This is a genomic window from Enterobacter asburiae (assembly GCF_007035645.1).
GTDB lineage: Bacteria > Pseudomonadota > Gammaproteobacteria > Enterobacterales > Enterobacteriaceae > Enterobacter > Enterobacter asburiae_B.
Window position 1 is genome coordinate 4,329,022 of the sequence record NZ_AP019632.1, and the last position, 25,089, is coordinate 4,354,110.

The window sequence follows — 25,089 nt, forward strand, 5'->3', positions numbered from 1 at the left end:
CCGTTCCGCTGACTATTCGATTCGCTGGAAGACTTTTTTACTGCCCTCCGGAGAGAATGCAATAACATCGTAAGCCTCTTTACGGGCCCCCATCTCCATTCCCGGGCTCCCCGCAGGCATGCCCGGGGTGGCAAGACCATAAATCCCTGAACCAGACAGCATTGCCTTATGTATCGTGGCTGCAGGCACATGGCCTTCAATGATCAAATTACCAGTAACTGCGGTATGACAGCTTCTCAGCTCAGCAGGAACAGCATATTTTTCTTTCAGGGCTGACAGGGCCTGATCATTCATGACGTGGGTCCGCACCTCAAACCCGTCCTTTTCCATCGCCTTGTCCCACAGGGAACAGCAACCACAGTTTTCAGACTTGTACATGTCTATTACTTTTTCACCTGCCATTGCCGGAAGTGAAAGGCCAAAAGCCAGGGTCATTAAAATTATTTTTTTCATACTCACCTCTGTATGTTATCGATATAAACCCTGACGTCAGGGTGAATTTATGCAAAAGGACACCCGCAGGGGTGCCCTTTCAGGGTTATGACACGCTCTTTTTATGTCTGCGCAGCCAGATGAGTTTATAGGCGGCAGGAATAATGAACAGGGACAGCAGCGGAGCTGTGATCATCCCGCCAATCATGGGGGCCGCGATACGGCTCATGACTTCTGAACCTGCGCCGGTACCCCAGAGTATCGGCAGCAGACCCGCGATGATCACCGCCACGGTCATGGCTTTCGGCCGGACACGCAGCACGGCACCATGATAAAGGGCTTCATCAAGACCTTCCGGTGTGAACGTTTCTTTGTTTGACAGTTCCGGATGCGCTTCAATGGCATGACGCAGATACATCAGCATGACCACGCCAAACTCTGCTGCCACACCGGCCAGGGCGATAAACCCGGTTCCGGTTGCGACTGACATATGGAAGCCCTGCCAGTACAGGAACCATATCCCGCCAACCAGGGCGAACGGCAGACTCATCAGGATCAACAACGCTTCATCAACCCGGCGGAACGCCAGATACAACAGGATGAAAATGATCATCACCGTCATCGGCACCATCAATTTAAGTTTCTTGTTGGCGTGCTCAAGCAGTTCAAATTGTCCGGAGAATGACACGCTGGTACCCGGTCTCAGTTTCACTTTCTGACTGATAGCCGTTTTAATATCATTAACCACCGACACCATATCCCTGCCGCGCGCGTCAATGTAAATCCAGCTGGCTGGACGGGCATTTTCCGTTTTCAGCATAGTCGGCCCTGAAACGACCTTAATATCCGCGACATCGCCCAGCGTGATCTGCTGCTTCATCGGGGTCAGGATCGGCATCTGTTTCAATGCATTTGGACTGTTCCGATAATCCTGCGGATAGCGAATATTAATCGGGTAGCGGGCCACGCCTTCAACCGTTTCCCCTACCGTTGCGCCGCCGATGGCTGATGAGACAAACAGCTGTACATCACCAACAGTCATACCGTAACGGGACGCTTTTTCCCGGTTGATATCGATATCGATGTAACGCCCGCCTTCAAGTCGCTCAGCCAGGGCAGACACCACGCCCGGCACGGTTTTGGCTACCGCCTCGATACTCTGCGCAGTCGCATCAATATCGGCCAGGACAGTCCCTGAGACCTTGATACCTATCGGGCTTTTGATCCCGGTTGAGAGCATATCAATACGGTTACGGATTGGCGGAACCCAGAGGTTTGCCAGACCCGGTAAACGGACGGTCTTGTCGAGTTCTTCAATAATCTTGTCAATCGTCATACCCGGACGCCACTGATCCTCAGGTTTGAGCTGGATCGTGGTTTCCACCATTTCAAGCGGTGCGGAATCCGTTGCGGTCTCTGCTTTACCGGTCTTGCCAAATACAGAGGCCACTTCAGGAACGCTTTTGATTAACTTGTCCGTCGTCTGCAGGAGTGCTGCAGCTTCTGCCGGAGAGACGCCAGGCAATGTTGATGGCATATACAGCAGGTCGCCCTCATTGATCTTCGGCAGAAACTCCCCCCCCACCTGACTCAATGGCCATATAACGGTGAAAATGGACAAGGCCGCAACCAGCAGGGTTGTTTTTGGCCAATGGAGGACCCGCAGCAGCAATGGATGATACGCTTTGATCAGCACCCGGTTCAGGGGGTTACTGGTCTCGGCAGGAATTTTTCCCCGGATCCAGAATCCCATCAGGATCGGAATGACAATGATGGCCAGCGCGGCCGCTCCCGCCATGGAGTACGTTTTCGTGAATGCCAGCGGGCCAAACAGACGTCCTTCCTGACCTTCCAGGGTAAAGATAGGAATAAAGGACAGGGTGATGATCAGCAGGCTGATAAACAGTGCGGGTCCCACTTCCACGGAGGCGTCGGTAATCACCTTCCAGCGGGTGGCGTTGTCAATCTGCTCACCCGGATGCTGATGATCCCACTCCTCAAGCCGTTTATGCGCATTCTCAATCATCACAATGGCGGCATCCACCATCGCACCGACGGCAATAGCTATCCCTCCCAGCGACATGATATTGGCGTTTAGTCCCTGGAAGTGCATGACGATAAAGGCGATACACAGGCCAAGCGGCAGAGAGATAATCGCCACCAGGGCAGAACGTACGTGCCACAGGAACAGGGCACAGACGATGGCCACCACGATAAACTCTTCCAGAAGTTTGGAACTGAGGTTATCAATCGCCCGGTCGATGAGCTGGCTGCGATCGTAGGTGGTCACGATTTCAACACCTTCCGGCAGGCTGGCCTTCAGCGTCTCAAGTTTATCCCTCACTGCCGTGATAACGTCGCGTGCATTTTTACCCGACCGCAGGATCACCACGCCGCCAGCGACTTCGCCCTGGCCGTTCAGCTCGGCAATACCACGCCGCATTTCAGGCCCGGTCTGCACGCGGGCAACATCCCGCAGATAAACCGGCACGCCGTTCTCGCCTGTTTTCAGGACGATGTTATTAAAATCATCAATGCTCTGAAGATAACCGCTGGCACGGACCATATACTCAGCTTCGGCCATTTCAACGGATGAGCCACCGGCCTCCTGGTTAGACGATTCAAGGGCCTGTTTCACTTCGGGCAGGCTGATACCATACTGAGACAGTTTTACCGGATTGACCTGAATCTGGTACTGTTTCACCACGCCGCCAACCGAAGCGACCTCAGCCACGTTCGGGATGGTTTTCAGCTCAAATTTCAGGAACCAGTCCTGCAGAGAACGCAGTTCTGAAAGGTCGTGTTTTCCGCTGCGATCGACAAGGGCATATTCAAATATCCAGCCCACCCCCGTGGCGTCCGGACCGATTTCAGAACTCACACCGGCGGGCAGTTTTCCCTGTACCTGGTTCAGGTACTCCAGCACGCGGGAACGGGCCCAGTACAGATCGGTGCCGTCTTCAAAAATGACATACACATACGAATCACCGAACTGTGAAAAACCACGCACGGTTTTTGCGCCAGGCACGGACAGCATGGTGGTGGTAAGTGGATAGGTGACCTGGTTTTCTACAATCTGCGGGGCCTGGCCGGGATAGCTGGTTTTGATAATGACCTGCACATCTGACAGGTCAGGCAAGGCATCGACAGGCGTGTTAATAATCGTCCATGTGCCCCAGATGCTGAGAAACAGGGCCCCCATCATGACCAGGAAACGGTTGGCGACAGAGCGCCGGATAATCCATTCAATCATCGTCGTCTCCTCAGTGCCCTGAATGCATATTTACAGGCTGGTCAGACATTGCTGGCATACTGCTTTCTGTTTTTTCAGGGTGGCGCATACGTTCCAGTGCGCCCGTAATATTGGCTTCAGAGTCAATGAGGAACAGGCCACTGACCACCACGGTATCGCCTTCATTCAGGCCGGAGCCGATGCCGGACTGTTGCTGTGACTCATGCAGAACGTGGATCTGTTTCGGCACAAACTTGCCTTCATCATCAACAGTAATCACGCGCTGTTCTTTGCCGGTATCGATAACGGCCTGGCTTGGTATCAGCAGCATCTCCTGGCTCCTGGTATTCAGTTTCAGATAGGCATTCATGCCCGGCTTGAGAAACTCATCCTTATTAGAAACCTGGAGACGGACCTGAAGCGTACGGGTTGTCTGATCCACGCTGGGAAGAATGTTCCATTTTTCGACATGGAATGTTTTATCCGGATAAGCCGGTACCGAAATTTCAAACTGCGACGTATCTTTCAGCAGATAGGCGATAGATTCTGGCACTGCAGCGCTGATCCAGACCGGGTCCATCCCCTGAATCTGAGCCACCACCTTATCTTTGGAAATATTCATGCCGGTGCGCAGGTCAAATGCAGTAATGACACCATCAATAGGTGCTTTAATGGTAAAACGGGTCTGGATTGTGCGGGTTGAACGCAGCCTTTGAATATCTTCTTCCGGCATACCAGCCAGACGAAGTCGCTCCAGAACCCCTTTTATCTGGGTTGGCGTACCGCCTGTACCGGATAACAGCAGAAACTCACTTTGTGCCTCAACCCATTCAGGAATGGTGATATCGATAAGCGGAGTGCCTTTCTTCACATGATCGCCAATCGTCTGGGGATACACTTTTTCGACGAAACCATCAGAACGCGCCTGCACAATGACAAACTGATATTCGTTGTAACTGACATTAGCCGGGATTGTCTGAGAATAATTCAGCATTCCTCGCGTGACTTTTTGCGTTTTTAATCCCAGATTCTGAACCTGAGTTGGATCGATACGGATCCCGCCACTGCTTTTATCGCCACTTTCATCAGCATATTTCGGCACCAGGTCCATATCCATAAAGGGAGATTTTCCGGGTTTATCAAATTTAGTATCCGGTTTCATCGGGTCATACCAGAAAAGTACCTTTTTCTCCGGTGCCTTTTGTTCTGTTTGTACTGTTTTTTGTGATGAGTTTAAATACTGCCAGGCAGTAACCGATATCAGCCCTCCTGCTATGAGGCTGCTGATAATTATTGCAGCATATTTTATCTTTAAAGAAGCCATACAATTTCTCGCTGAAAAATCAAAACACCTGGCATATGCGCCCGATCATTCATTCACAGTAATCCCTTAATGAATGTTCAGGCGCACTGGATGTATTCGCTCCGGAGTGTCAATCAGGATTGCGTAACGTTAATGCTTTTGAGTAAGGAGATATTGCCCTGCTGAATAAACGAGAAATCGACATGGTTGCCGGTTTTCAGGGCATTGATAGCGTCGTCTGCATTAACAAAAGTGAAGCGCATGGTCATTGCAGGCCAGCCCACCGCAGGGATTGCTTCGTGCGAAATGGTGATTTTTTTACTATTCATATCAATGTCTTTAACGACACCGGTGCCCTTGATAACCTGCTGTACCGAAGCATCACTGGCAGCATTCATATCGCCATGCTGATGTGTTTCAGCATGAAGACCGGCAGAGAACATGACAGAGAAGGCACCAAATAAAACGGCTTTAAGTGAATTACGCATTTTTAATTTCCTGATTAATTAAATAAATTTACTCTACCCAACCGCCACCCAGCGCGGTAAACAGATTAATTTCGTTAACCTGTCGGGAATAGGTAAGATCGAGAATGGTTTGCTGCGTAGCGAAGAGGGAACGTTCTGCATCCAGCACTTCGATGTAACTGACAGCACCACTTGCATACAATCCTCTGGCACGCTGGAGAGTTATCTGAAGTGAATCAAGATAACGCTGCTGTGACTCAAGTTGCTGGCTAAGGCTGTCGCGCAGCGCAAGCGTGTCGGAAACATCCTTAAAGGCTGACTGAATTTTTTGTTCGTAATTAACCACCGACTGTTGCTGGCGAATTTCAGCCAGCTTCAGATTGGCTTTATTCCTGCCAGCATTAAATATAGGAATTTCAATTTTAGGGATAAAATTCCACATTCCACTTCCTGACGTAAACAGGCTGGACAGCTCCGTACTGCTTGCGGAAAGACCACTGGTCAGGGTAATGGAGGGGAAAAAGGCCGCTCGCGCTGCGCCAATATTGGCATCAGCCGCTTTCAGCTGATATTCCGCTTCCATAATATCCGGTCGCTGCAGCAAAATTTGTGAAGACAGATTTGGTGGCAATTTTACTGGTGCTATCTCCCCGCCTTTCATCCCTTTTTCTGACGGAAGTGCGCGGTACGTTCCCAGCACCAGTTGCAGGGCATTGTTTGCCTGAGCCAGATCGCCTTCTCGTTTGGCTATTTCGGCGCGGGTACTTTCGATTTGTCCTCTCGCCTGTTCAAGCGCCAGAACGTTCGTACTCCCGGTCACGAGCTGCTGCTCAACGAAAGCATAGGACTGTTGATAATTTTTCAGCGTTTCCCGCGCAATACGGAGTTGTTCGTACGCCAGTTGCTGGCTGAAATAGCTTTGTGAAACGTTGGATACCAGCAGGATGTGTACGGCCCGACGGGCTTCTTCGCTGGCAAAGTAGTTCTGGCGATCAGCGTCACTCATGTTCTTAAGTTTGCCGAAAAAATCGAGCTCATAGCTGAGTTCCAGACCCGCGTCGTACTCCTGTGTGGTCGGCTTGTCGCCTTTCAGGCCACCGCTGTATGTGATCCCGGATGAGGCATTCAACTGGGGATAACGATCTGCATCCGTGACGTTGAACTGGGCCCGGGCCTCTTCAACCTTCAGGGCAGCCATTCTCAAATCACGGTTATTATTCAGGGCTTCAGTAATCAGCCGTGTAACCTGGGGATCGACAAAAAAGTTACGCCAGCCCGTATCCTGATAACCATTCACTGCTGGCGTCAGGCTGTTTCGGGACAGTGAAAACTGCTGGGGTACCGGTGCTGCCGGGCGCTGATATTCAGGAGCCAGAGAGACACAACCGGCCAGGATGAATATCGTGCTAATGCTGAGTAATTTTAATTTGAACATAACGCTTCTCGTCCAGGCAGACCTGGTAAATGGTTCAAATGAAGTCCAGAGTATTGATAGGGGTACTTTACCGAACGCTCTCTGTTTGGCGGGTGACAGGATAATGACAATGTTGTCATTTTTGCTGTAATCCGTTGATAACGATCGTGGGCGCAATAGAATGACCTTAGCAGCCAGCCGGGGAGCAAGATGAAAATATTGATCGTCGAAGACGAAATTAAAACAGGTGAATATCTCAGCAAAGGGCTTACAGAGGCAGGGTTCGTAGTGGATCACGCTGATAATGGTCTTACCGGATATCATCTCGCCATGACAGCCGAGTATGATTTAGTCATTCTGGACATCATGCTGCCTGATGTGAACGGCTGGGATATCATCCGCATGCTGCGCACTGCCGGAAAGGGTATGCCGGTCTTACTGCTGACGGCCCTCGGCACGATCGAACACAGGGTCAAAGGACTGGAACTGGGTGCGGACGATTATCTGGTTAAACCCTTTGCGTTTGCCGAACTGCTGGCCCGGGTGAGAACTCTTCTGAGGCGGGGAAACACGATGATCACGGAAAGCCAGTTTAAGGTGGCTGACCTCTCTATTGATCTCGTATCCAGAAAAGTTAGCCGCGCCGGGAACCGCATTGTGCTCACCAGTAAAGAGTTCAGCCTGCTGGAATTCTTCATTCGCCATCAGGGAGAAGTTCTTCCCCGCTCCCTGATTGCCTCTCAGGTCTGGGACATGAATTTTGACAGCGACACTAACGCGATTGATGTCGCAGTAAAGCGACTCCGCGCTAAAATAGACAACGATTACGAGACAAAACTGATCCAGACAGTGCGGGGCGTGGGCTACATGCTGGAGATCCCGGATGCATAGCAAACCGTCCAGACGACCTTTCTCACTCGCTCTGCGGCTGACCTTTTTTATCAGCCTGTCCACAATACTGGCGTTTATCGCCTTCACCTGGTTTATGCTGCATTCTGTTGATAAGCATTTTGCCGAGCAGGATGTCAGCGATCTGCACCAAATCAGCACCACACTAAACCGTATCCTGCAGTCTCCGGTTGATCCGGATGAAAAGAAAATAAGCAAAATAAAGGAATCGATCGCCAGCTACCGTAACGTTGTTCTTTTGCTACTTAATCCCCGGGGAGAGGTGCTGTACAGCTCTGTGCAGGGGGCTGCTTTACGCTCTGCTGTGAATTCAGCCGATTTTAGCGAGCATAGCCGTGCACGTGATGTCTTTCTCTGGACGGTGGAGGATCCTGCGAGACCGATGGATACCGGGTCCGGAATGAAGATGGAAACATACAGAATTATCGCTTCCTCTGGTCAGGCGATATTTCAGGGCAAACAGCAGAACTATGTCATGCTGACTGGCCTCTCCATTAATTTCCATCTCCATTACCTCGATGCGCTGAAAAAAAATCTGATTGCGATCGCTGTCGTGATAAGTCTGCTAATTGTTCTGATCATTCGCATTGCTGTCCGTCAGGGGCACCTGCCACTTCGTAATGTCAGCAATGCCATTAAAAACATCACCTCCGAGAATCTTGATGCGCGGCTGGAACCGACACGCGTTCCCATTGAGCTGGAGCAGCTGGTTATCTCGTTCAATCATATGATTGGAAAGATTGAGGATGTTTTTACCCGCCAGGCCAATTTCTCTGCCGATATCGCGCACGAGATCAGAACACCCATCACCAATCTGGTGACGCAGACTGAAATCGCTCTGAGTCAGGATCGAACCCAGAAGGAACTTGAGGATGTCCTCTATTCCAGCCTTGAAGAGTATAACCGGATGACAAAAATGGTCAGCGACATGCTGTTCCTGGCGCAGGCGGACAATAATCAGCTGATACCTGACAGGGTTCGGTTTGACCTCAGAGCAGAAGTCATGAAAGTCTTCGAGTTTTTCGAAGCCTGGGCCGAAGAACGAAATATCACGCTCAAATTTAACGGGATGCCCTGCCTGGTTGAGGGAGATCCACAAATGTTCAGAAGAGCGATCAATAATCTGTTATCCAATGCCCTGCGTTATACCCCAGAGGGACAGGCAATCACCGTCTCAATAAGAGAGCAGGAGAGCTTTTTTGACCTTGTGATTGAAAATCCGGGGAAACCAATCCCTGAAGAGCATTTATCAAGGCTGTTTGACCGTTTTTATCGGGTGGATCCGTCCAGACAACGAAAAGGAGAAGGCAGCGGCATCGGCCTTGCGATTGTGAAGTCAATCGTGGAAGCACATCACGGAAGAGTGCAGGTGGAATCGGACGTACGCTCAACTCGTTTTATCTTATCCGTGCCCAGACTTGAGAAAATGATTCCGGAAACCCAATACTGAGAATAAAGATTTAAATGACAAAGATGTCATTAGCCTGTCATGCAGCAAACAGAAGCCATTCGATATAATTAGTGCAACTTATCAGGAAGGCTGGATTGCTTCATCAATACCCGGCGTCAGAGTACGCCAGGAAATGAATATCCAGTCCTCTCCCGGAGAAATAAACACTGCCGAACCTGTTTCAGTTATGGAACTGAAAACACCGGTTGTACTTCCCCGGACATCACTAATTCAGAAATGGAGATTTATCATGAAAAATATCGTATTAGCATCCTTGCTGGGCTTTGGTTTAATTTCTTCGGCCTGGGCCACTGAAACCGTGAATATTCATGAACGCGTCAACAATGCACAGGCTCCTGCTCACCAGATGCAGTCTGCTGCGGCTCCTGTCGGGATCCAGGGGACTGCTCCTCGTATGGCCGGTATGGACCAGCATGAACAGGCCATTATTGCTCATGAAACCATGACGAACGGATCGGCGGATGCGCACCAGAAAATGGTGGAAAGTCATCAGAAGATGATGGGAAATAACACTGTATCCACGCCCGTTTCGTCAACGTCTTACGCTGCGATGGATGAGCATGAAAGAGCAGCGGTTGCCCACGAATTCATGAATAACGGTCAGTCCGGCCCACATCAGGCCATGGCCGAAGCGCACCGCCGTATGAGCAATGCAGGCTGAATGCGACTGTAGTATCCGTGCTTTTAACCTTTCCTTGATAGATTATTCCTTGACCGTATATGTGGCTACATTTTGGCCCCCATCAGGGGGCTTTTTTATCTGACTCAGCTACAATTAACCGGTAACTACCTTACAAGGAACTATTGTATGAAAATCAAAAATTCCCTATTTGTAATACTGATGTTATCCCTGCCTGCAATTTCTGCTGAACATTCTGAAATGAACATGTCAGATATGACCTCATCAGCATCGTCACAGGAATACATGGCGGGGATGAAAGATATGCATGACAAAATGATGGCCGCCGTTAATGAGCCAGATCCCGACAAGGCCTTTGCAAAAGGCATGGTTGCACACCATGAAGGGGCAATAGCAATGGCTGAAACCGAGCTGAAGTATGGAAAAGATCCCGAAATGAGAAAGCTTGCGCAGGACATCATTAAAGCTCAGAAAGGTGAAATCGAGCAGATGAATAAATGGCTTGGCAGTCAAAAATAAAGATTGCAAAAACGCCATAATAAGCGTAATTTTAATTCACTCCCGGGCACGGGAGCCTGTTAAACGTTAAATAATTAAAACCCGATTAATTTCGGGTTTTTTATATACTATACTCCGGTCCTTTGCTGTGGACCGGAATATATGCAGCAGCGATAATTTTTACACATTATCTCGTCATGGCAACAATATCGCTCAGGATCTCAACCAGCTCAATCCTTTCCTGCATTCCGTCATGATAGGTTGATCTTGAGATGATTCTTTCCGCTGTCATCCGGGGCCAGAATTTATCAAGCACATTATCGGGCTTCATTCCCACCGCCCGGCCAATTATTTTTTTAGCATCACAGGTGTCCGTAAACGTGACGGCTACACCGGTCATTTCTTCGATCAGATCCGGGCAGAGATAGTTCTCTATTTCACGTTTACGCGTGGCGAAGAATACCTTACCGGCATCCTCCACTTCTCTTTTACGTTTCTGAATGGACATAACCTGTGCAGGGTCTCCCCCAATATCGGAGTCCAGAAAAACGCACCAGGGAAGCCCCAGATCGTTGGCCAGATTCAATGTAACCCAGTGTTTGACGCTGCCACACCCTCCTATGAGGACTGGCACTATTTTCACGTCCTCCAGAGAGGCTGGCAGCACACCTGACTGTTTTAATGAACTGGCCGCATGCCTCAGGAAAGTGACATCCGACTTTCCCTCTACCAGAACAATCCCCTGCGCCCTTTCCATACCGGTCTCTGGTAGCACCCCCAGGCTTTCAGTGGCTTCCTTCAGCACAGCGTCATCCGGCATTTTTACTACGGGTTCACCCGCCTCATTTCGGGTGACATAACGTACACCTTCGACAGGGATCAATCCGGCCAGCGCCGGGACATGGGTGGTGACGATAATCTGACGGTGCGGCTGGCCTGCCAGTGCCAGCAACGCTTTCATCAGCATCATCTGATAGTTTGGATGCTGTGACGTTTCAGGCTCTTCGATGGCATAAATCATGTTTCTGGGCGTCCCCGCGACATTCTTTTCAGCCTCAGCCCGGAAAAAATTCAACAGGATAAGCCTCCTTATCCCGCTGCCGCGCTTATTGATGGGGATGCCATTTTCCCCGTCCAGGGTGAAATTGAAGGTCCACTTGGGTTTTTCCTTAAATCGTGGAGTCAGTTCACTGGCGAGTTCGGGGGCCATTTCACGTAATTTATCCAGCGTTCTCTGTGCGACATCCAGTACGCTGTCCTGGATCTCATTTTCCAGCGCTGTAATTTTGTCCTGCAGCGCCGCCTGAGCGTCTTTTACGGCCTGCTGTAAGGGGTTTTTAGCTTCTGAATCCCCGTCGCTGCTTTCCCTGTCGGCTTTGAAAATCGCATACGTGGGCAGCAAATCGAGGATCTTACCCCATAATGATTTTGTGTCGGTTCCAAACTCTTTATCGACATCCAGCAACATTTCCGAACAGGTATAGGGAGCGGCGGCTTCCCTGATGGCCTGACGCCATAACGATGCGGTGCGTTTATCCGCCACATTTTTTTCAACTTCTTTTCCCACCGCCTTGAGTTCGGAAATTTTCATGCCCAGTAAATTTCTCAGGGGCTCCTCATCCGGGTGGATGCAGCGGATGCAGGTCTGCTCCGGTTTTCCTGAGGTCGTTGCTTTAAACGTTTTGACGATTTCAAAATTGCCGTCTTCATTCAGCAGATGTTCTGAGGCGAGCGTGGTCTGCACCCTGTCGTCGATCATGATAAAATCGGGCAGATCATCGAATTCACAGGCTATTTCAAAACGGCCCTCCCCTTCTCTCAGGCTGAAACAGTTCATGTCATTCTTGTCAGCCTTCATTCCTTCTGTTTCAAAAAAAATAGCCAGCGCTTCCAGAAGCGTTGATTTCCCAAAGTCATTACGACCAACAATGCCCGTCATGCCTTCATCAATAATGATTGATGTAGAGTTTCTGTAGCCTCTGAAGTTTTTCAGTTTTAATTTTTTGAGCCGCATATGAAGTCCTGTGTGTAAGAAAGCGTTTTGCTGCAACCTGAATACAAAATATATTTTCAAATGCCTGCCAGCATGCAGGGATAACCGTTATTGAGAATATCTTAACGACATTTCTGGATTATGATCTGGTCGCGCTTTCTGAACTTTACTGCTCCTCAAAACACCGGAAGCCAACTTGTGGTTCGATACATGGCTAAGTTAAAACTCCAGAATGATGGGTAATAATTTCAATGCTCATTATATTTTTTGGAACTGACTCATGGCTTTTATGACTTAAATGATAATAATACACATTCTTTGATATTAATTATGTCGTACGGACATTGATAAATTTAAAGGTAGATAGATTTTCATTTACGGATTATTTCCTAAATTCATCGATAATGTGATCGACATAAAATTTTCATTTAAGAGTGAAGAGATAATTTATGGTTGTCCGAAACAGCTCAAACTGGTGTATTTAACATAACAGAAGAAACGAAAGGCTTCATAGCAACCTGATACTTCAGGCCGCTAAGGGGTTAATATTGCTGCAGACAATTAGACCGGGAAGCGCATGGCGTCACCATTTCTCCCGCCTGGCTGGAAGTGAAGAATCATTGTGCAAAGCTCCGTATTCGGGCTTTGCATCTGACAATGGTTCCCTGGATGAAAGTACGATCTCCACTCCAAGGACGCTGAACACTCTAAACAAACGCTCAAAACCCACACTTGCAGGGTTGGCCTCCAGTCGGGCATAAGTTTGCTGTGTTACACCCAAACGTTCAGAAACATCTCTTTGCGTCAGTCCATTGGCTTTGCGAAAGCCGATTAAAACAGGACGCAACTGATTCAAGGTCTTCAAAGCGTATTGAGTGTTCATAAGTGATCTTCCGTATCGACGGGTTAACAAGCACAACGAATGGATTTACAGCAGATAAGCTGTAATACTCATTAACAGACTATAGGCTGTAATACGCCTCTTGCCAAGATTCGGCATCTTTCAAAAACAAGGCCGTGTTGAGTAAGCAGTACTGGTATCTAGCACCCCTGACCACTTTGCTTGAGAGTGACCCAGTGACATTTATCGTGATCGTAGGTCTTTTAGACGTTGTTGCTAACCGGCATCATACTCAGGTGGTAACCCCCAGGGATACTCGGGAAGTGATAATTTATTCCCGCCCTAATCAAAATATATAACCCTATCTTATTAGCTTTCTTAGTAGTTTATAAATGAAGTAAAAATTAGCGAAGAAGCTTTACATTAAAAAGTGAGCAAAAATTTTTACCATTGAACCGGCAAAATTTGCAATCTGCGGCTTTTAGCCTGAGAAAATCCACATTAACAGAATAATCATCAAGTCCAACAGAGGCATAACTTACGTCCTCGAATAAATCGGTAATAAATGAGTTGAAATTACAAAAATTAACCTCACTCAATATCCTGAACACCGCAGAAATATAACTACTATGCATTATCCTGACTTCAATAACCTTTAATAAACTAGAATGCGATTTACTTTTAAAGAGGTCAAAGAGAAAGTAAACCAGCTCATTTTTATTGTCAGAAATCCATTTTAAAATTTTATCCCTGGCACATGGCAATAAATACACTGGAGTTTTGAAAGGATTTGAAATGTCAACCACAAGGGAACAATAACCATGAGGATTTATTCCACTTATAATTAAGTCACTAAGTCCTTTCACTGCATCCAAATAGTTGTCAAAACAAACCTCATATAAACAGGTACTATGAGCTGCACATTTAGATTCAAACAACCATCTATGACGAAGATAACCAATGCCTTTAGAGTGTATATCTTCAATAATACATTTATGGCAGTAACGAATCTTTGAGATGTTTACCAATGGATATGAATTAGTTATGTGTAAATTATTTCGACAGGCATCTTCAACAGCGTTGAAATACCCGTAAACACCAGAAGATAACGACACTATATTGGAAGTTAGTATATAACCATTTCTTGTGGCAAGAATGTCATATATATCCTGCAAACTATGCAATTTGTACATATCAATCAGTTCGAGCCGAGGAAAGGCATCGTACCTTAGTTCACCATGCTTAGATATTATGTTCCTGCAATTGGATAAGTTATACATTATCTGTGAACGCAGAAGAAAACTGTGCCACAATTCATTTTCGTAAACCATATCACTCCCTCTTATTTAATTAGATTCTTTTTCCTGAGAAGTGTCATTGTCATTGGTAGTTTATCTCTGTATTTCAAAAGCCAGTTATGCCCCCCCAGTAAAGCATCCAGGCTTGTAAGTGACATCGGGTATTGCCCCTGAGATAAAACAACATTTATTAATGATGATGAGATTATATCTCTCTCGCTCCAGTCTACTCTTTTATTTCTATAACATCGTACTGCTTTAGGAAGACAGGAATTAAGCCAGCCATTTTCATGTTTATTTAGCCAAAAGAAACTAGCATAACAACTTTCCTTGACTAACTTTCGCGTTACAGAAATGGATTGATTATGTATAAATCTTAATATTTTCTGCTTATGACGCCGTCTTAAAGAATCTTTTTTACATTTTTTACGCCATGAGCATAAACCGTAACAAGATGAAATTACAGAGGATACAGTTCCTTCCGATAATGAGTTTTTCTCAGCTATGGATGCCAGACTAAACCCCCTTACAGCCATAGACTTGATAAGCAATTCAGTGAATATATTAATTTTTGTGTTTCGCTTAAACGCCCTCAGGTATTTTTTATAAATAAGTGTTTTAATGTAACATCTGCTGCGATTAAATTCTCTCCCAAGGTTGCTAACACTAGTATTATTTTCAGCCATATGAAAGCTGTATTCCTTATGACTTTTAAAGATTTCTTTCTTTTTATTAGGACGACTTCCTGCATACGTTGGCCAGCAAGTATTTAACAAACAATAACAAAGCAAAAGGTGCTTTGTGGGATGCTGACAACATTTATCTTTGAGTATAGGCTCCCAGTAGTGATAATCAGTAAGGGATGTCGGTAGAAGCTCCGATGAACCCTCCCCAAATAACTGGCACTTAGCATAAACATGTGCGTAAAATACATTTTTCTTCAGATTCCCGTCCAATGATAATAAATTTAACTTTTTAAGTACATCCATGTAATTTGGGTGACAAATTTCTTTTCTTCTGATTATATTTATGGACTCATAACAAAATTTAGCAAAATAGAAGTCTGTCTCATTGCTGAGTTGTTCTGTATACGAAACAGGAGGCATCAGTCCAATACGTATGTGCGGTGCAGAAGGGACATTGATGCTTTCAAGCACTACCTGGTGCCGATGGCAGGTTGTAACCCCATGAAGTTGATGCGCCAGATGCCAATAAGTAACACCATAATGAAAAGTATCTTCACGAGCGCAAACCGGGCAAAACTTCAATAGTGTCCGCTGTCCTAGTGAAAAATTACTAAGGCGGCACAATCGATTAAGCCTGGCAGGGGTCGTGTTGAAATCCATAATTTCATTACGACTGATTGGTAGTGCCCAGGCAAACAGAGGGAGTAAAGTCTGTTCATGCCAGAGCTGGTCTGCACTTTCGGATGTATGAAGAGAAATAGCCTTTAATCCTGAATTGAGAATTGGATGGACGCTCATATCAGGTTTGTGGAAAATGATCGTTAACAGAGAAGATGGGGACATACCGTACACGGTAGCTGTCCGACAAAACCGACTGAACAAGGATTCATCAGGTAAAACAGACAACATTCTCATTTACCCCACCTCTCTTTGACCGTTACGAACTGATGACCTCATTACAATTTATTAAGTGGATCTGTATTTATAAGCCCGCAACGCTGAAGAGCATCGTAGGTATTTTTCTTTTCAGCTGTTCTGGTGATAACAAGATCATGGTCAAGAGACAGTATTTTCTCGTCGAAATTGCGCATAACCTCGTCTATTTTTCTTACGAATTCCTTGTGCTGTGGCCTGTCTATATCTCCAGGGATCAAAGCTTTTAAGGGCTTCTCTGACATGAACTTAGCCGAAGCATCACTTTCATTAGATGCAGAGAGCCATTTGGCTTCCTCGTCTTCAGTCGCTGCCCCCGGGAGTAAAGTATCCTTATATTCCTCCGTATGGCTTACGAGTACCGGTACAGAGGCCGACAAGACTGCACCAGTTATGATTTCATTACCGCTACCGATAACCTTTAATTGTGCCCCCCGATAAATCATCTGAGCCAATCCAATGTTGCCTTTAGATAAAATGAATAATTTTTCGTTTAACTCATCATTTAATGGTGTTTCAACATTTGTCCATTGTAATGGCCATAAATAATGAATAAACGATTGCCAGTCTTGTGAGTCGTATCTGACATTTGAAATTTTCATATAACCACCAGACTCTGCCCGCCTGGCAATTCTCATTTTCTTTGTCAGAGTCTCGTCAAAAGGATGATTTCCACAAAAAACCATAGATACCCCCATCGAATCTACAATTTCATGTAAAAAATCAATCAACTTACTCTCACCTCCAGTTCTTGAAAATTTTAGCCTCTGCATTTCATCAATAACAAGGATACCTAAAAATGATGATTTTATTCTTTGCGCAATCTGGCGAGCCAGAGCACCATTTCTAATCTCTGGTGTAGTTCGTTCAATACCAATTGCATCATCTAATTTTTGTAAAATCTCTTCACAAAGGTCTCTCACACTTGAGTTGTATGGACAATTAATCTTTACCCATACGATTTGCTTACTGAAGCCGGGAAAAACTCCTTTATAGCTGCTGTGTTCTATAATCTGAGGGAAATGATCCATGACTTGCTCGATCATGGTAGTTTTTCCAGAACCACTCATTCCAACTATCGTAATGGTTTCAGCCTGGGATTTAAAATATCCACTTTCGGGTTCAATATCAGGACGCTCAGTCCCATAGTAATGAAGATATTGAATAGTTCCGCTTTTTAAAGGATTACGGGCTGCATAGCTTTCCCTAAGTGCCCGTAAAATCATTTTATAAGCCTGGATAAGATTGGTTTGAGGGCAACGGAATTTCTTTATACGTTCGACATACTGCTCTCTAACATTCGCCGGGGCAGTCCAGCGGATTTTTTCGTCAATTTCGGGAAAATAACTCATTTCCAGAAGTACTTCATCTTCCGTAAGCGCTTCAGGAAGTGCTTCAATTAAGGGGTTGCCACGATACTCAGGTAACTCCTGTTCTTTATATATCGCTGAAACGCTCCGTATAAGGTTCATTATTCTGCGTCCTCAGTCTTCTTCTTACCTTTTAACCATCTTTGTTTCTCCTCCCGGCCAGGCAAAAGCAGAACCTTACTGGATGACGGAAGTAGGGGTTCAGGTCTTCCATTAGCAACATCAGTTCGCCCTAATGAATCAAGTTCATTTTTCCTGTTCTTTTTAATATCTTTACCATGTACCCGTCGAGATTCGTATATTTCATTTAATCTTACGTTACCTTTCTTGTTAAAATCATCTTTATTATTGATATTGCTGAGTGAATCCAGAGTAAATAAATTAATTTCTTTTTGAGTATCTACCCAATCAGCCATTACATCTGTATCAAGATGAGCTTTACCTTTAAATATATCTCTTTTCTTAAGCAGGTAATGCTTTTTGAAAATGCTATTTTTGTCAAATCTTACATATATATAATCTACGCAATTGTCATCTATTCTTGCTTCACAAGTGGTTCTTCCAAATACTCTGGCACCTGATGCAATGTCTGGATCACATTCATAAAAAAGATTATTGTACTGAATCCCACCGGCGGTAATGTTAGCGTTCACAGGGATCAACAATCGTGCGATCACTTCGTCGGCCCCAACGGCTCTTGCGCTGAATCTCCCGTGCTTTAAGCTTATCATCCAACTATTTTTTGGTGATATTACGAGATCATTTTCAATCAGTAAGGGATTGATATAAGCCAGTTCTTCATATGTTCTCTGATTATGTGCAAGTATCTCCCGAATCAGTAAAGACGTGACCTCCTGAATCGTTAAACAAGCCCTGGATTGCGGTGTTGGCTCTCCTTTAACAATCTTACCCCTTCGTGTTGTTCCAATAAGCCTATGAATAACTTCATCATTTAGAATACCGAAACAGCGTTCAACAATGCTTTTTCTGTCGCCTCTACCGACTGGCGCAAACTCAAGTTTTGTCAGGGGGGTCATCTTTTCCTGAGGTTTAAGACCAATCATCTCCCCGTTGTCACACATCAATGTTAATGGAATATGAGAACAAGGCCAATCATCATTAGTAATAGAGATTCCAAATAATCTACAATATTCTTTTTTTGGCATAAAGCAATTTGCTAACGCTTGTCGGGCAGCTCGCCATGAAGCATGGTATAAAGAAACATGAAGGCCAACAATCATTCTTGTTGCGCGATCCACCACTGTATAAATAGTTGGGCGCCCAATGACTTTTCGTCTGTTTAAACTCGAAATAAGATGTACATCAGCGACAGTTGAGTCTATTTCGAAAACATCACCCGGTAAAACAGTTGTATTAGCCGCACTACCTAAAAGCGCCCGCATTTTGAGGTCTATTTCTTTTTTCGTGTTCTTCTTCTTTATCGAGAAATCTTTAGTGAAGAGTTTTTTATTCCAGTATGAAAATTGTTTTAAAGAAGGAACATATGGAGCTCTATTTTCTAAGTTCGCTGTTTTAATTTCATCCCTAAAATACAAATCAATATGTCTCTCTAATGTTTTCTTTATCGTATCTCCGTTAACTTTATAATGATACATAATGAGAGATTTTCTAATATTATTTATATCTCTTTCATTAAGAATGAAAACACGTGAACGTTCATTAGGTAATGCTCTGTTTTTCTTGGAATTCCCAAGTTTAATTTCATGTTTGATTCTACTTTTCCCAGCGGCACCACAGTTCGAGAATGCGGGTAGTAATGCATAAACATCCTGCCCATGTCGCCAGTACAACGCCAGAAGCGTTCTGATAGTATATTGTGATATTTTTTTATTTCTGGAGTAGTCCATTAAAAGGTGAGACTTTTTATGTAATGCATAGTCGAACAGAAACATTCTGTCATCTACAAGATCTTTAATGATATTGTAATTTTCATCTCGCCTTCCCCTGTCTTCATCTGTTATTTCTTTCTCATCTACTAACATATATGAAGGGTATATATAATCTTTACAAGTTATGCTATTTGATTCAATATAATATTTAAACAATGAAAATGAGAAAGGAATTGGCTTACCCGTTCTTTCTGATTTTATTTTAAACAAAATTAACAAATCAACCTTTTTGTCAAAATCCAAAACACGATAAAGCCCCTCTGCAAGCAAATCAGTGCCTTGAGAGAGCCAGACTGAATTTCTAATAATATCCATTTGCGTTCAGTCCTATATAGTGGCCATTGGATATTATCTTTATCAGACCGGTTTCGAGTATTGGATATGATAAATCAATTTTTATCATTTTTAATCCAATCATTGCCTGCAATAACATCATCGCTTCTTGTGCATCTACCCCAATGATTGATGAAATCATTGCACGTAGTCCCACTATGGGATAAACATCTGGTTTAAGCTTCCATAGGATTTTATCAAGAGGATATTTATCATAAAATACAGAACCATCTCTTAATACAGAAGTAACCCAACAAATATTTTTACCGACGACGTTATTGAGTTCCGAGCCAACATAAATTTGAAACTCAACATCAATCAACTGCCAAAACATCCTCTCTATTTCAAGTTTTTGGGCTTCGCGTTCAGGTATGCTCTCGTTTTGTTTTACTGCTACAGCTTTGTATCGAAGTCCGCCTTCAGGAGTTCTCAAGGTCAGTAAAAAATCGGTTGTCATAACATTCAGAACTTCGACAGGTACTCCTCTTACTCCCCTCACCATAGGATGTTGAAAATGTAGATGATTTGCTATTTGTTGGGTAAGCCGGAGAGGAAAGAGTGGGAATTGTTCCCGGATATCAATCACCGAGTCATTAAACTCAGCCAGATAGAAAAAGTTACTTTCGACAGAAGAAAGGAGATGATGGTTTCGAAACGTCTTAAGGCCAAAGACTATCGAACGGTTTCCACGGGATTTAACGTCCTGAGCTCTAAGCCAGGGCTGATAACTTTGGCCATAGCCCACTCCTATGCCGTCACCTAGCGCATTTTCATAATCCAAATAGGATTTGAGACGCCTACCCCTACCCATGATCGTACCCAAAAAACGACATTGATACGTACCTATATGTGCATTTTATAGTCTCCAACCCTATAACCACACATTCAGTAAGTATACAACATTAGCGTCGTTTTTTGAGAATGGTTACAACTTTAGTGCTTTGTGTACAACTTTATTGTCTTCGGACATCTGCCAGCGCCTGAGCGCACGCCCAGGCACTTGCCCATGCCCACTGGAAGTTGTACCCGCCGAGCCAGCCAGTGACGTCCATCACTTCGCCAATAAAATAGAGCCCCGGCACGTTGCGCGCTTCCATGGTGCGGGACGAGAGCTCATTCGTGTCAACGCCACCCAGCGTCACTTCTGCGGTGCGGTAGCCTTCGGTGCCGTTTGGCTGCACGCGCCAGTTTGTCAGGGTTTCCACCAGCATCTCCTGCTCGCGGCTGTTAAGCTGCTTGAGCGACACGTCCGGGATCTGCCCCAGCGCCTGCAAACATTCCACCAGACGTTTTGGCAGCTGCATTGCCAGGGTGTTTTTCAGGCTTTGATTCGGGTGCGCGGTACGCTGCTCGTTAAGGAACGCGTCGAGATCGCAATCGGGAAGCAGGTTAACCGTGACAAACTCCCCAGGCTGCCAGTAGCTGGAGATTTGCAGTACCGCCGGGCCGGAAAGGCCGCGATGGGTAAAGAGCAGATTTTCGCGGAACACCGTCCCGTCTTCGGCGGTAATGACCGAGGAAACGGACACGCCAGACAGCGTCTGAAGCTGTTCCAGAAGCGGTTTATGCAGCGTAAACGGCACCAGCCCGGCGCGCGTGGGCAAGACTTTCAGGCCAAACTGTTCGGCAATCTTATAGCCGAACGGGGAGGCGCCTAGCCCCGGCATAGACAGGCCGCCGCTGGCGATCACCAGGCTATCCGCACTGACGGTTTCACCGTTCAGCTGCAGCGTATAGCCCTGGTCGTCGCGGGCGACCTCCAGCACTTCCGTGCGCAGGCGCATGACGACGCCGCCCTTCTCGCACTCGGCCACCAGCATATCGACAATCTGCTGCGCGGAGTCGTCGCAGAACAGCTGCCCCAGCATCTTTTCATGCCACGCGATGCCGTGCTTACCCACCAGGTCGATAAAATCCCATTGGGTGTAGCGCGCCAGCGCAGATTTACAAAAATGACGGTTTTGGCTCAAATAGGCCGCGGGTTCAACATACAGATTAGTAAAGTTGCAGCGCCCACCGCCGGACATCAGGATCTTACGGCCGGGCTTTTTACCGTTATCCAGCAGCAGCACGCGACGACCCGCCTGTCCGGCCATTGCCGCACAAAACATACCCGCCGCACCGGCGCCAATTACCACGGCATCAAACCTTTCCACGTCAAAACCCTCTTTGTTAACTGCCGCGGATTGTAAAGTTTCCTCTGTGGTCACACCAGCGTAAAAAGATATTACAAAGGCATTCCATTGAAATTTAAAGAATATCCTTTCTGGTGCTTTTCTCAAATCAGGTGGTATGTCAAAAAAAGTCTATATTTCACTTTGCCCGCCGCGCATTTGTCCTGGATAATGCGCCGCGTTCATGTCCTCAAAATGGCGTAACGTCCTATGCTACATTTGTTTGCCGGCCTGGATTTACATACCGGGCTTTTATTATTGCTTGCTCTGGTTTTTGTACTGTTTTACGAAGCGATCAACGGCTTCCACGACACTGCAAACGCAGTAGCGACGGTTATCTACACTCGCGCAATGCGATCGCAGCTTGCGGTTGTTATGGCGGCGGTATTTAACTTTTTTGGTGTTCTCCTGGGCGGGCTGAGCGTTGCGTATGCCATTGTGCATATGCTGCCAACGGATCTGCTGCTTAACGTTAGTTCTGGCCATGGCCTCGCTATGGTGTTCTCAATGCTGCTTGCTGCAATTATCTGGAACCTCGGTACCTGGTATTTTGGCCTGCCTGCATCCAGTTCTCACACCCTCATCGGCGCGATTATCGGTATCGGGTTAACCAACGCCCTGATGACCGGGACATCGGTTGTTGATGCACTGAACCTGCCTAAAGTATTGGGCATTTTCGGCTCCCTGATCATCTCCCCTATCGTGGGTCTGGTAGTCGCGGGGGGATTGATTTTCATCCTGCGTCGCTACTGGAGTAACACGAAAAAACGTGCGCGTATCCACCTGACGCCAGCTGAGCGTGAGAAGAAAGACGGCAAGAAAAAGCCGCCGTTCTGGACGCGTATCGCCCTGATCATTTCTGCTATCGGCGTGGCCTTCTCTCACGGCGCGAACGACGGGCAGAAAGGCATTGGTCTGGTGATGCTGGTTCTGATCGGCGTCGCACCGGCAGGCTTCGTGGTGAACATGAACGCCTCGGGTTACGAAATCACCCGTACCCGCGATGCGGTCAACAATGTTGAAACCTATTTCCAGCAGCATCCTGACCTGCTGAAAAAAGCGACCGGCGTTGATCAATTGATCCCTTCTCCGGAAGCCGGTGCAACCACCGCGCCTGGCGAGTTCCACTGCCATCCGGCAAACGCGATTAACGCGCTGGAACGTGCGAAAGGCATGCTGGGCGATATCGAAAGCTACGACAAACTGGCTGTAGAACAGCGTGGTCAGCTGCGTCGTATCATGCTCTGTATCTCTGATGTGACCGATAAAGTCGCGAAGCTGCCAGAGGTGAATGGTGACGACAAACGTCTGCTGAAGAAACTGAAAAGCGATATGCTCAACACCATTGAGTACGCGCCAATCTGGATCATCATGGCCGTCGCGCTGGCGCTTGGTATCGGTACGATGATTGGCTGGCGTCGTGTGGCGACCACCATCGGCGAGAAGATCGGTAAGAAAGGCATGACCTATGCGCAGGGTATGTCCGCGCAGATGACGGCGGCAGTGTCTATCGGTCTGGCGAGCTACACCGGTATGCCGGTATCCACCACCCACGTACTCTCTTCGTCCGTGGCAGGTACCATGATTGTTGACGGTGGCGGTCTGCAGCGCAAAACCGTGACCAACATTCTGATGGCCTGGGTGTTCACCCTTCCGGCGTCCATCCTGCTGTCTGGCGGTTTGTACTGGATTTCGCTGAAGCTGATTTAATCGGTTGAAGGCGACAAAAAAGCGGGTCAGGAAGCTGACCCGCTTTTTTTATGGCTGTTGTTTGCAATAAGGTGTTTGATTACATGAGGATTTCCTGAACATTTTTTGCGCAACTTCAAAACACAGAAATAACTATCATGGCGGCCAGAAGAAAAACCAGACAAAGGAGAATGTATGGCTTCTGTCCCTATTTCAGGACCGGGTTCAATCGTTATAGCGAACAATATGCGTGAAGCACGCCTTCACGGAATGTCTCGCAATATGGCTACGCCCTCAACGTATTACTGGTTCTACCAAAAAGTCCGAAATGGCGGTCCCTGGGATTATAAAAAATTCGACCCATATTTTGCTGCATTTGGTAACTTCAACTTCGGAGCCGCTGGTACTGCGGCAGGTATCCCTGCAAACATCCTCCTTATGGGGGCTGGCTGGGCTCAAGGCCGGGCAGGTACCTCAAAACCGGAATGGGGAAAATGGTACGAAAAGCCGCCTTACGGAGACGACCCAAAGGACCAACGCAACATCAGAGAAGGAATAGAGTATGCCATTCAAAACGGCTATTAAATGGATTCACTCCCTTGTGACGCTTTCGCTTCTGACTCTGGTCATTGGATTTCTCTGGTTAAACCACCAGCCTAATCAACGAAATAGCGATGACCTCCAGCGCGTTTATAAATTATCCGATAGCGTCTGGCTCTATATGACCGTGAACAATCAGGGCGGTGCAACCGTGCCCACAATCTACCGTTACTATCTCTCAGGCGAGATAGCAGGGAAAGATATCGACATTATCCATCAGTTGGCCATGAAGCATCCGGTCATTGAAGGTACAGGTACGATTACCGCGGCCAGCCTTGATACAAACGGAGAAGTCAAAATCACCTATAGCGGGAAAGTTATTTCGATTGAGAGCAATATCTCCGATCTCCGGTTCTCAGTTAAGCCGTGAGCCAGAGGAAAGAAGGCGGGGCTGACCCCGCCTGTTGTGGCGCTCAGTGCCAAATCATCAATGCAATCATACTGACCACGACCAGCCCGCACAGGGCGCTGGTCAAAATGAACTGACGACGCAGGCGCTCGCAGCGACGAATAAACTCTTCATCGTGATGATCGCGGTAGCGCTGGTAGTAGATGTATCCCACCAGACGCATCTGCTTGCTGGGCTGTCCATGCGAGGTGAAGAACCCTCCACCGTCCACATACTGATAAAGCAACGGATCGCAACCACGAAGTACCACTAACAGCGCACGTAACGATGAGAAGTAGCGCGCCATATTCACTATGCAAACCACGCATAACGCCCAAAACAATGCGACGGTGCTAATCATACATCCTCCCCGGCGTCCGCCCACGAAGCAAGGCTCCTGAGCTACCGCACCCCAATGCCCTGACAGACAGTTCAGTGAAAGAATGACCAAAATCGATCCGGTTCGCGTTTTAATATCCGAACGGCTCATTTAACAGTGTAGGAGATC

At 46.7% G+C, this 25,089-nt stretch carries 21 protein-coding genes; 7 read left to right on the forward strand and 14 right to left on the reverse strand.

Annotated features, from left to right (window positions below):
* Positions 1–12 precede the first annotated feature (12 nt).
* From FOY96_RS20805 to silC, 5 genes are all read right to left on the reverse strand, one after another.
* Complete coding sequence (locus FOY96_RS20805; protein WP_015387182.1) at positions 13–453, reverse strand: DUF411 domain-containing protein; 441 nt, start codon at positions 451–453, stop codon at positions 13–15.
* A gap of 85 nt (positions 454–538) precedes the next feature.
* Complete coding sequence (silA, locus tag FOY96_RS20810) at positions 539–3,685, reverse strand: Cu(+)/Ag(+) efflux RND transporter permease subunit SilA (protein ID WP_137493225.1); 3,147 nt, start codon at positions 3,683–3,685, stop codon at positions 539–541.
* Positions 3,686–3,695: 10 nt separating this feature from the next.
* Complete coding sequence (gene silB / locus FOY96_RS20815) at positions 3,696–4,988, reverse strand: Cu(+)/Ag(+) efflux RND transporter periplasmic adaptor subunit SilB (RefSeq protein ID WP_137493226.1); 1,293 nt, start codon at positions 4,986–4,988, stop codon at positions 3,696–3,698.
* A 113-nt stretch (positions 4,989–5,101) separates the two neighbouring features.
* Positions 5,102–5,455: a cation efflux system protein CusF gene (gene cusF / locus FOY96_RS20820; RefSeq protein WP_001246153.1), complete on the reverse strand. Its 354-nt coding sequence runs from the start codon at positions 5,453–5,455 to the stop codon at positions 5,102–5,104.
* Between the two features lie 28 nt (positions 5,456–5,483).
* Positions 5,484–6,869 carry a Cu(+)/Ag(+) efflux RND transporter outer membrane channel SilC gene (silC, locus tag FOY96_RS20825; protein ID WP_023331517.1) on the reverse strand — a complete coding sequence of 462 codons (1,386 nt, stop codon included), beginning with the start codon at positions 6,867–6,869 and terminating at the stop codon, positions 5,484–5,486.
* A 189-nt stretch (positions 6,870–7,058) separates the two neighbouring features.
* Here silC and silR point away from each other — a divergent pair, with 189 nt between their 5' ends.
* From silR to copM, 4 genes are all read left to right on the forward strand, one after another.
* A complete protein-coding gene (gene silR / locus FOY96_RS20830) occupies positions 7,059–7,739 on the forward strand; it encodes a copper/silver response regulator transcription factor SilR (protein WP_004118020.1) in 681 nt (226 codons plus the stop codon).
* The gene (gene silS, locus FOY96_RS20835; RefSeq protein ID WP_137493227.1) at positions 7,732–9,207 is read left to right on the forward strand and encodes a copper/silver sensor histidine kinase SilS; all 1,476 of its coding nucleotides are present in this window, start codon (positions 7,732–7,734) and stop codon (positions 9,205–9,207) included. The genes silR and silS overlap by 8 nt, the downstream gene beginning before the upstream one ends.
* 250 nt (positions 9,208–9,457) lie before the next feature.
* Positions 9,458–9,889: a silver-binding protein SilE gene (gene silE / locus FOY96_RS20840; RefSeq protein ID WP_023321967.1), complete on the forward strand. Its 432-nt coding sequence runs from the start codon at positions 9,458–9,460 to the stop codon at positions 9,887–9,889.
* 147 nt (positions 9,890–10,036) lie between these two features.
* Entirely contained in the window at positions 10,037–10,387 is a 351-nt protein-coding gene (gene copM, locus FOY96_RS20845) for a CopM family metallochaperone (protein ID WP_049013324.1), read from the forward strand.
* A gap of 166 nt (positions 10,388–10,553) precedes the next feature.
* On the opposite strand, the gene FOY96_RS20850 is transcribed toward copM, so the two are convergent.
* The 8 genes from FOY96_RS20850 to FOY96_RS20885 form a co-directional block, all read right to left on the reverse strand.
* On the reverse strand, positions 10,554–12,380 hold the full coding sequence (locus FOY96_RS20850) for an AAA family ATPase (RefSeq protein WP_137493228.1): 1,827 nt from the start codon (positions 12,378–12,380) through the stop codon (positions 10,554–10,556).
* Positions 12,381–12,942: 562 nt separating this feature from the next.
* Positions 12,943–13,242 (reverse strand): helix-turn-helix domain-containing protein, encoded by a 300-nt coding sequence (locus tag FOY96_RS20855; RefSeq protein ID WP_001097217.1) that lies wholly within the window; start codon positions 13,240–13,242, stop codon positions 12,943–12,945.
* A gap of 362 nt (positions 13,243–13,604) precedes the next feature.
* The gene (locus FOY96_RS20860; protein ID WP_000262426.1) at positions 13,605–14,531 is read right to left on the reverse strand and encodes a hypothetical protein; all 927 of its coding nucleotides are present in this window, start codon (positions 14,529–14,531) and stop codon (positions 13,605–13,607) included.
* A gap of 11 nt (positions 14,532–14,542) precedes the next feature.
* Positions 14,543–16,099: a TnsD family Tn7-like transposition protein gene (locus tag FOY96_RS20865; RefSeq protein WP_143347674.1), complete on the reverse strand. Its 1,557-nt coding sequence runs from the start codon at positions 16,097–16,099 to the stop codon at positions 14,543–14,545.
* Between the two features lie 41 nt (positions 16,100–16,140).
* On the reverse strand, positions 16,141–17,589 hold the full coding sequence (locus FOY96_RS20870; RefSeq protein WP_001049182.1) for an ATP-binding protein: 1,449 nt from the start codon (positions 17,587–17,589) through the stop codon (positions 16,141–16,143).
* Entirely contained in the window at positions 17,589–19,712 is a 2,124-nt protein-coding gene (locus tag FOY96_RS20875) for a TnsB C-terminal domain-containing protein (RefSeq protein ID WP_143347675.1), read from the reverse strand. The genes FOY96_RS20870 and FOY96_RS20875 overlap by 1 nt, the downstream gene beginning before the upstream one ends.
* A complete protein-coding gene (locus FOY96_RS20880) occupies positions 19,699–20,541 on the reverse strand; it encodes a TnsA endonuclease N-terminal domain-containing protein (protein WP_020833813.1) in 843 nt (280 codons plus the stop codon). Before FOY96_RS20880 ends, FOY96_RS20875 begins: the two co-directional genes overlap by 14 nt.
* A 142-nt stretch (positions 20,542–20,683) precedes the next feature.
* A complete protein-coding gene (locus FOY96_RS20885; RefSeq protein WP_143347676.1) occupies positions 20,684–21,886 on the reverse strand; it encodes a BaiN/RdsA family NAD(P)/FAD-dependent oxidoreductase in 1,203 nt (400 codons plus the stop codon).
* 228 nt (positions 21,887–22,114) lie between these two features.
* On the opposite strand from FOY96_RS20885, the gene pitA reads away from it, so the two are divergent.
* The 3 genes from pitA (at position 22,115) to FOY96_RS20900 (ending at position 24,563) form a co-directional block, all read left to right on the forward strand.
* A complete protein-coding gene (gene pitA, locus FOY96_RS20890) occupies positions 22,115–23,614 on the forward strand; it encodes an inorganic phosphate transporter PitA (RefSeq protein ID WP_023309552.1) in 1,500 nt (499 codons plus the stop codon).
* A gap of 174 nt (positions 23,615–23,788) precedes the next feature.
* A complete protein-coding gene (locus FOY96_RS20895) occupies positions 23,789–24,178 on the forward strand; it encodes a polymorphic toxin type 44 domain-containing protein (RefSeq protein ID WP_197736964.1) in 390 nt (129 codons plus the stop codon).
* Positions 24,156–24,563 carry a hypothetical protein gene (locus tag FOY96_RS20900; RefSeq protein WP_143347677.1) on the forward strand — a complete coding sequence of 136 codons (408 nt, stop codon included), beginning with the start codon at positions 24,156–24,158 and terminating at the stop codon, positions 24,561–24,563. Before FOY96_RS20895 ends, FOY96_RS20900 begins: the two co-directional genes overlap by 23 nt.
* Positions 24,564–24,606: 43 nt before the next feature.
* Here the strand turns inward: FOY96_RS20900 and uspB are convergent, their stop codons facing one another.
* Positions 24,607–24,942 (reverse strand): universal stress protein UspB, encoded by a 336-nt coding sequence (uspB, locus tag FOY96_RS20905; protein WP_003861224.1) that lies wholly within the window; start codon positions 24,940–24,942, stop codon positions 24,607–24,609.
* Between the last annotated feature and the right edge of the window lie 147 nt (positions 24,943–25,089).

Bases quoted from the DNA above. Each gene is read 5' to 3' on its own strand.
- FOY96_RS20805 (WP_015387182.1), bottom strand. From the start codon at position 453: ATGAAAAAAATAATTTTAATGACCCTGGCTTTTGGCCTTTCACTTCCG.
- silA (WP_137493225.1), bottom strand. From the start codon at position 3,685: ATGATTGAATGGATTATCCGGCGCTCTGTCGCCAACCGTTTCCTGGTC.
- silB (WP_137493226.1), bottom strand. From the start codon at position 4,988: ATGGCTTCTTTAAAGATAAAATATGCTGCAATAATTATCAGCAGCCTC.
- cusF (WP_001246153.1), bottom strand. From the start codon at position 5,455: ATGCGTAATTCACTTAAAGCCGTTTTATTTGGTGCCTTCTCTGTCATG.
- silC (WP_023331517.1), bottom strand. From the start codon at position 6,869: ATGTTCAAATTAAAATTACTCAGCATTAGCACGATATTCATCCTGGCC.
- silR (WP_004118020.1), top strand. From the start codon at position 7,059: ATGAAAATATTGATCGTCGAAGACGAAATTAAAACAGGTGAATATCTC.
- silS (WP_137493227.1), top strand. From the start codon at position 7,732: ATGCATAGCAAACCGTCCAGACGACCTTTCTCACTCGCTCTGCGGCTG.
- silE (WP_023321967.1), top strand. From the start codon at position 9,458: ATGAAAAATATCGTATTAGCATCCTTGCTGGGCTTTGGTTTAATTTCT.
- copM (WP_049013324.1), top strand. From the start codon at position 10,037: ATGAAAATCAAAAATTCCCTATTTGTAATACTGATGTTATCCCTGCCT.
- FOY96_RS20850 (WP_137493228.1), bottom strand. From the start codon at position 12,380: ATGCGGCTCAAAAAATTAAAACTGAAAAACTTCAGAGGCTACAGAAAC.
- FOY96_RS20855 (WP_001097217.1), bottom strand. From the start codon at position 13,242: ATGAACACTCAATACGCTTTGAAGACCTTGAATCAGTTGCGTCCTGTT.
- FOY96_RS20860 (WP_000262426.1), bottom strand. From the start codon at position 14,531: ATGGTTTACGAAAATGAATTGTGGCACAGTTTTCTTCTGCGTTCACAG.
- FOY96_RS20865 (WP_143347674.1), bottom strand. From the start codon at position 16,099: ATGAGAATGTTGTCTGTTTTACCTGATGAATCCTTGTTCAGTCGGTTT.
- FOY96_RS20870 (WP_001049182.1), bottom strand. From the start codon at position 17,589: ATGAACCTTATACGGAGCGTTTCAGCGATATATAAAGAACAGGAGTTA.
- FOY96_RS20875 (WP_143347675.1), bottom strand. From the start codon at position 19,712: ATGGATATTATTAGAAATTCAGTCTGGCTCTCTCAAGGCACTGATTTG.
- FOY96_RS20880 (WP_020833813.1), bottom strand. From the start codon at position 20,541: ATGGGTAGGGGTAGGCGTCTCAAATCCTATTTGGATTATGAAAATGCG.
- pitA (WP_023309552.1), top strand. From the start codon at position 22,115: ATGCTACATTTGTTTGCCGGCCTGGATTTACATACCGGGCTTTTATTA.
- FOY96_RS20895 (WP_197736964.1), top strand. From the start codon at position 23,789: ATGGCTTCTGTCCCTATTTCAGGACCGGGTTCAATCGTTATAGCGAAC.
- FOY96_RS20900 (WP_143347677.1), top strand. From the start codon at position 24,156: ATGCCATTCAAAACGGCTATTAAATGGATTCACTCCCTTGTGACGCTT.
- uspB (WP_003861224.1), bottom strand. From the start codon at position 24,942: ATGATTAGCACCGTCGCATTGTTTTGGGCGTTATGCGTGGTTTGCATA.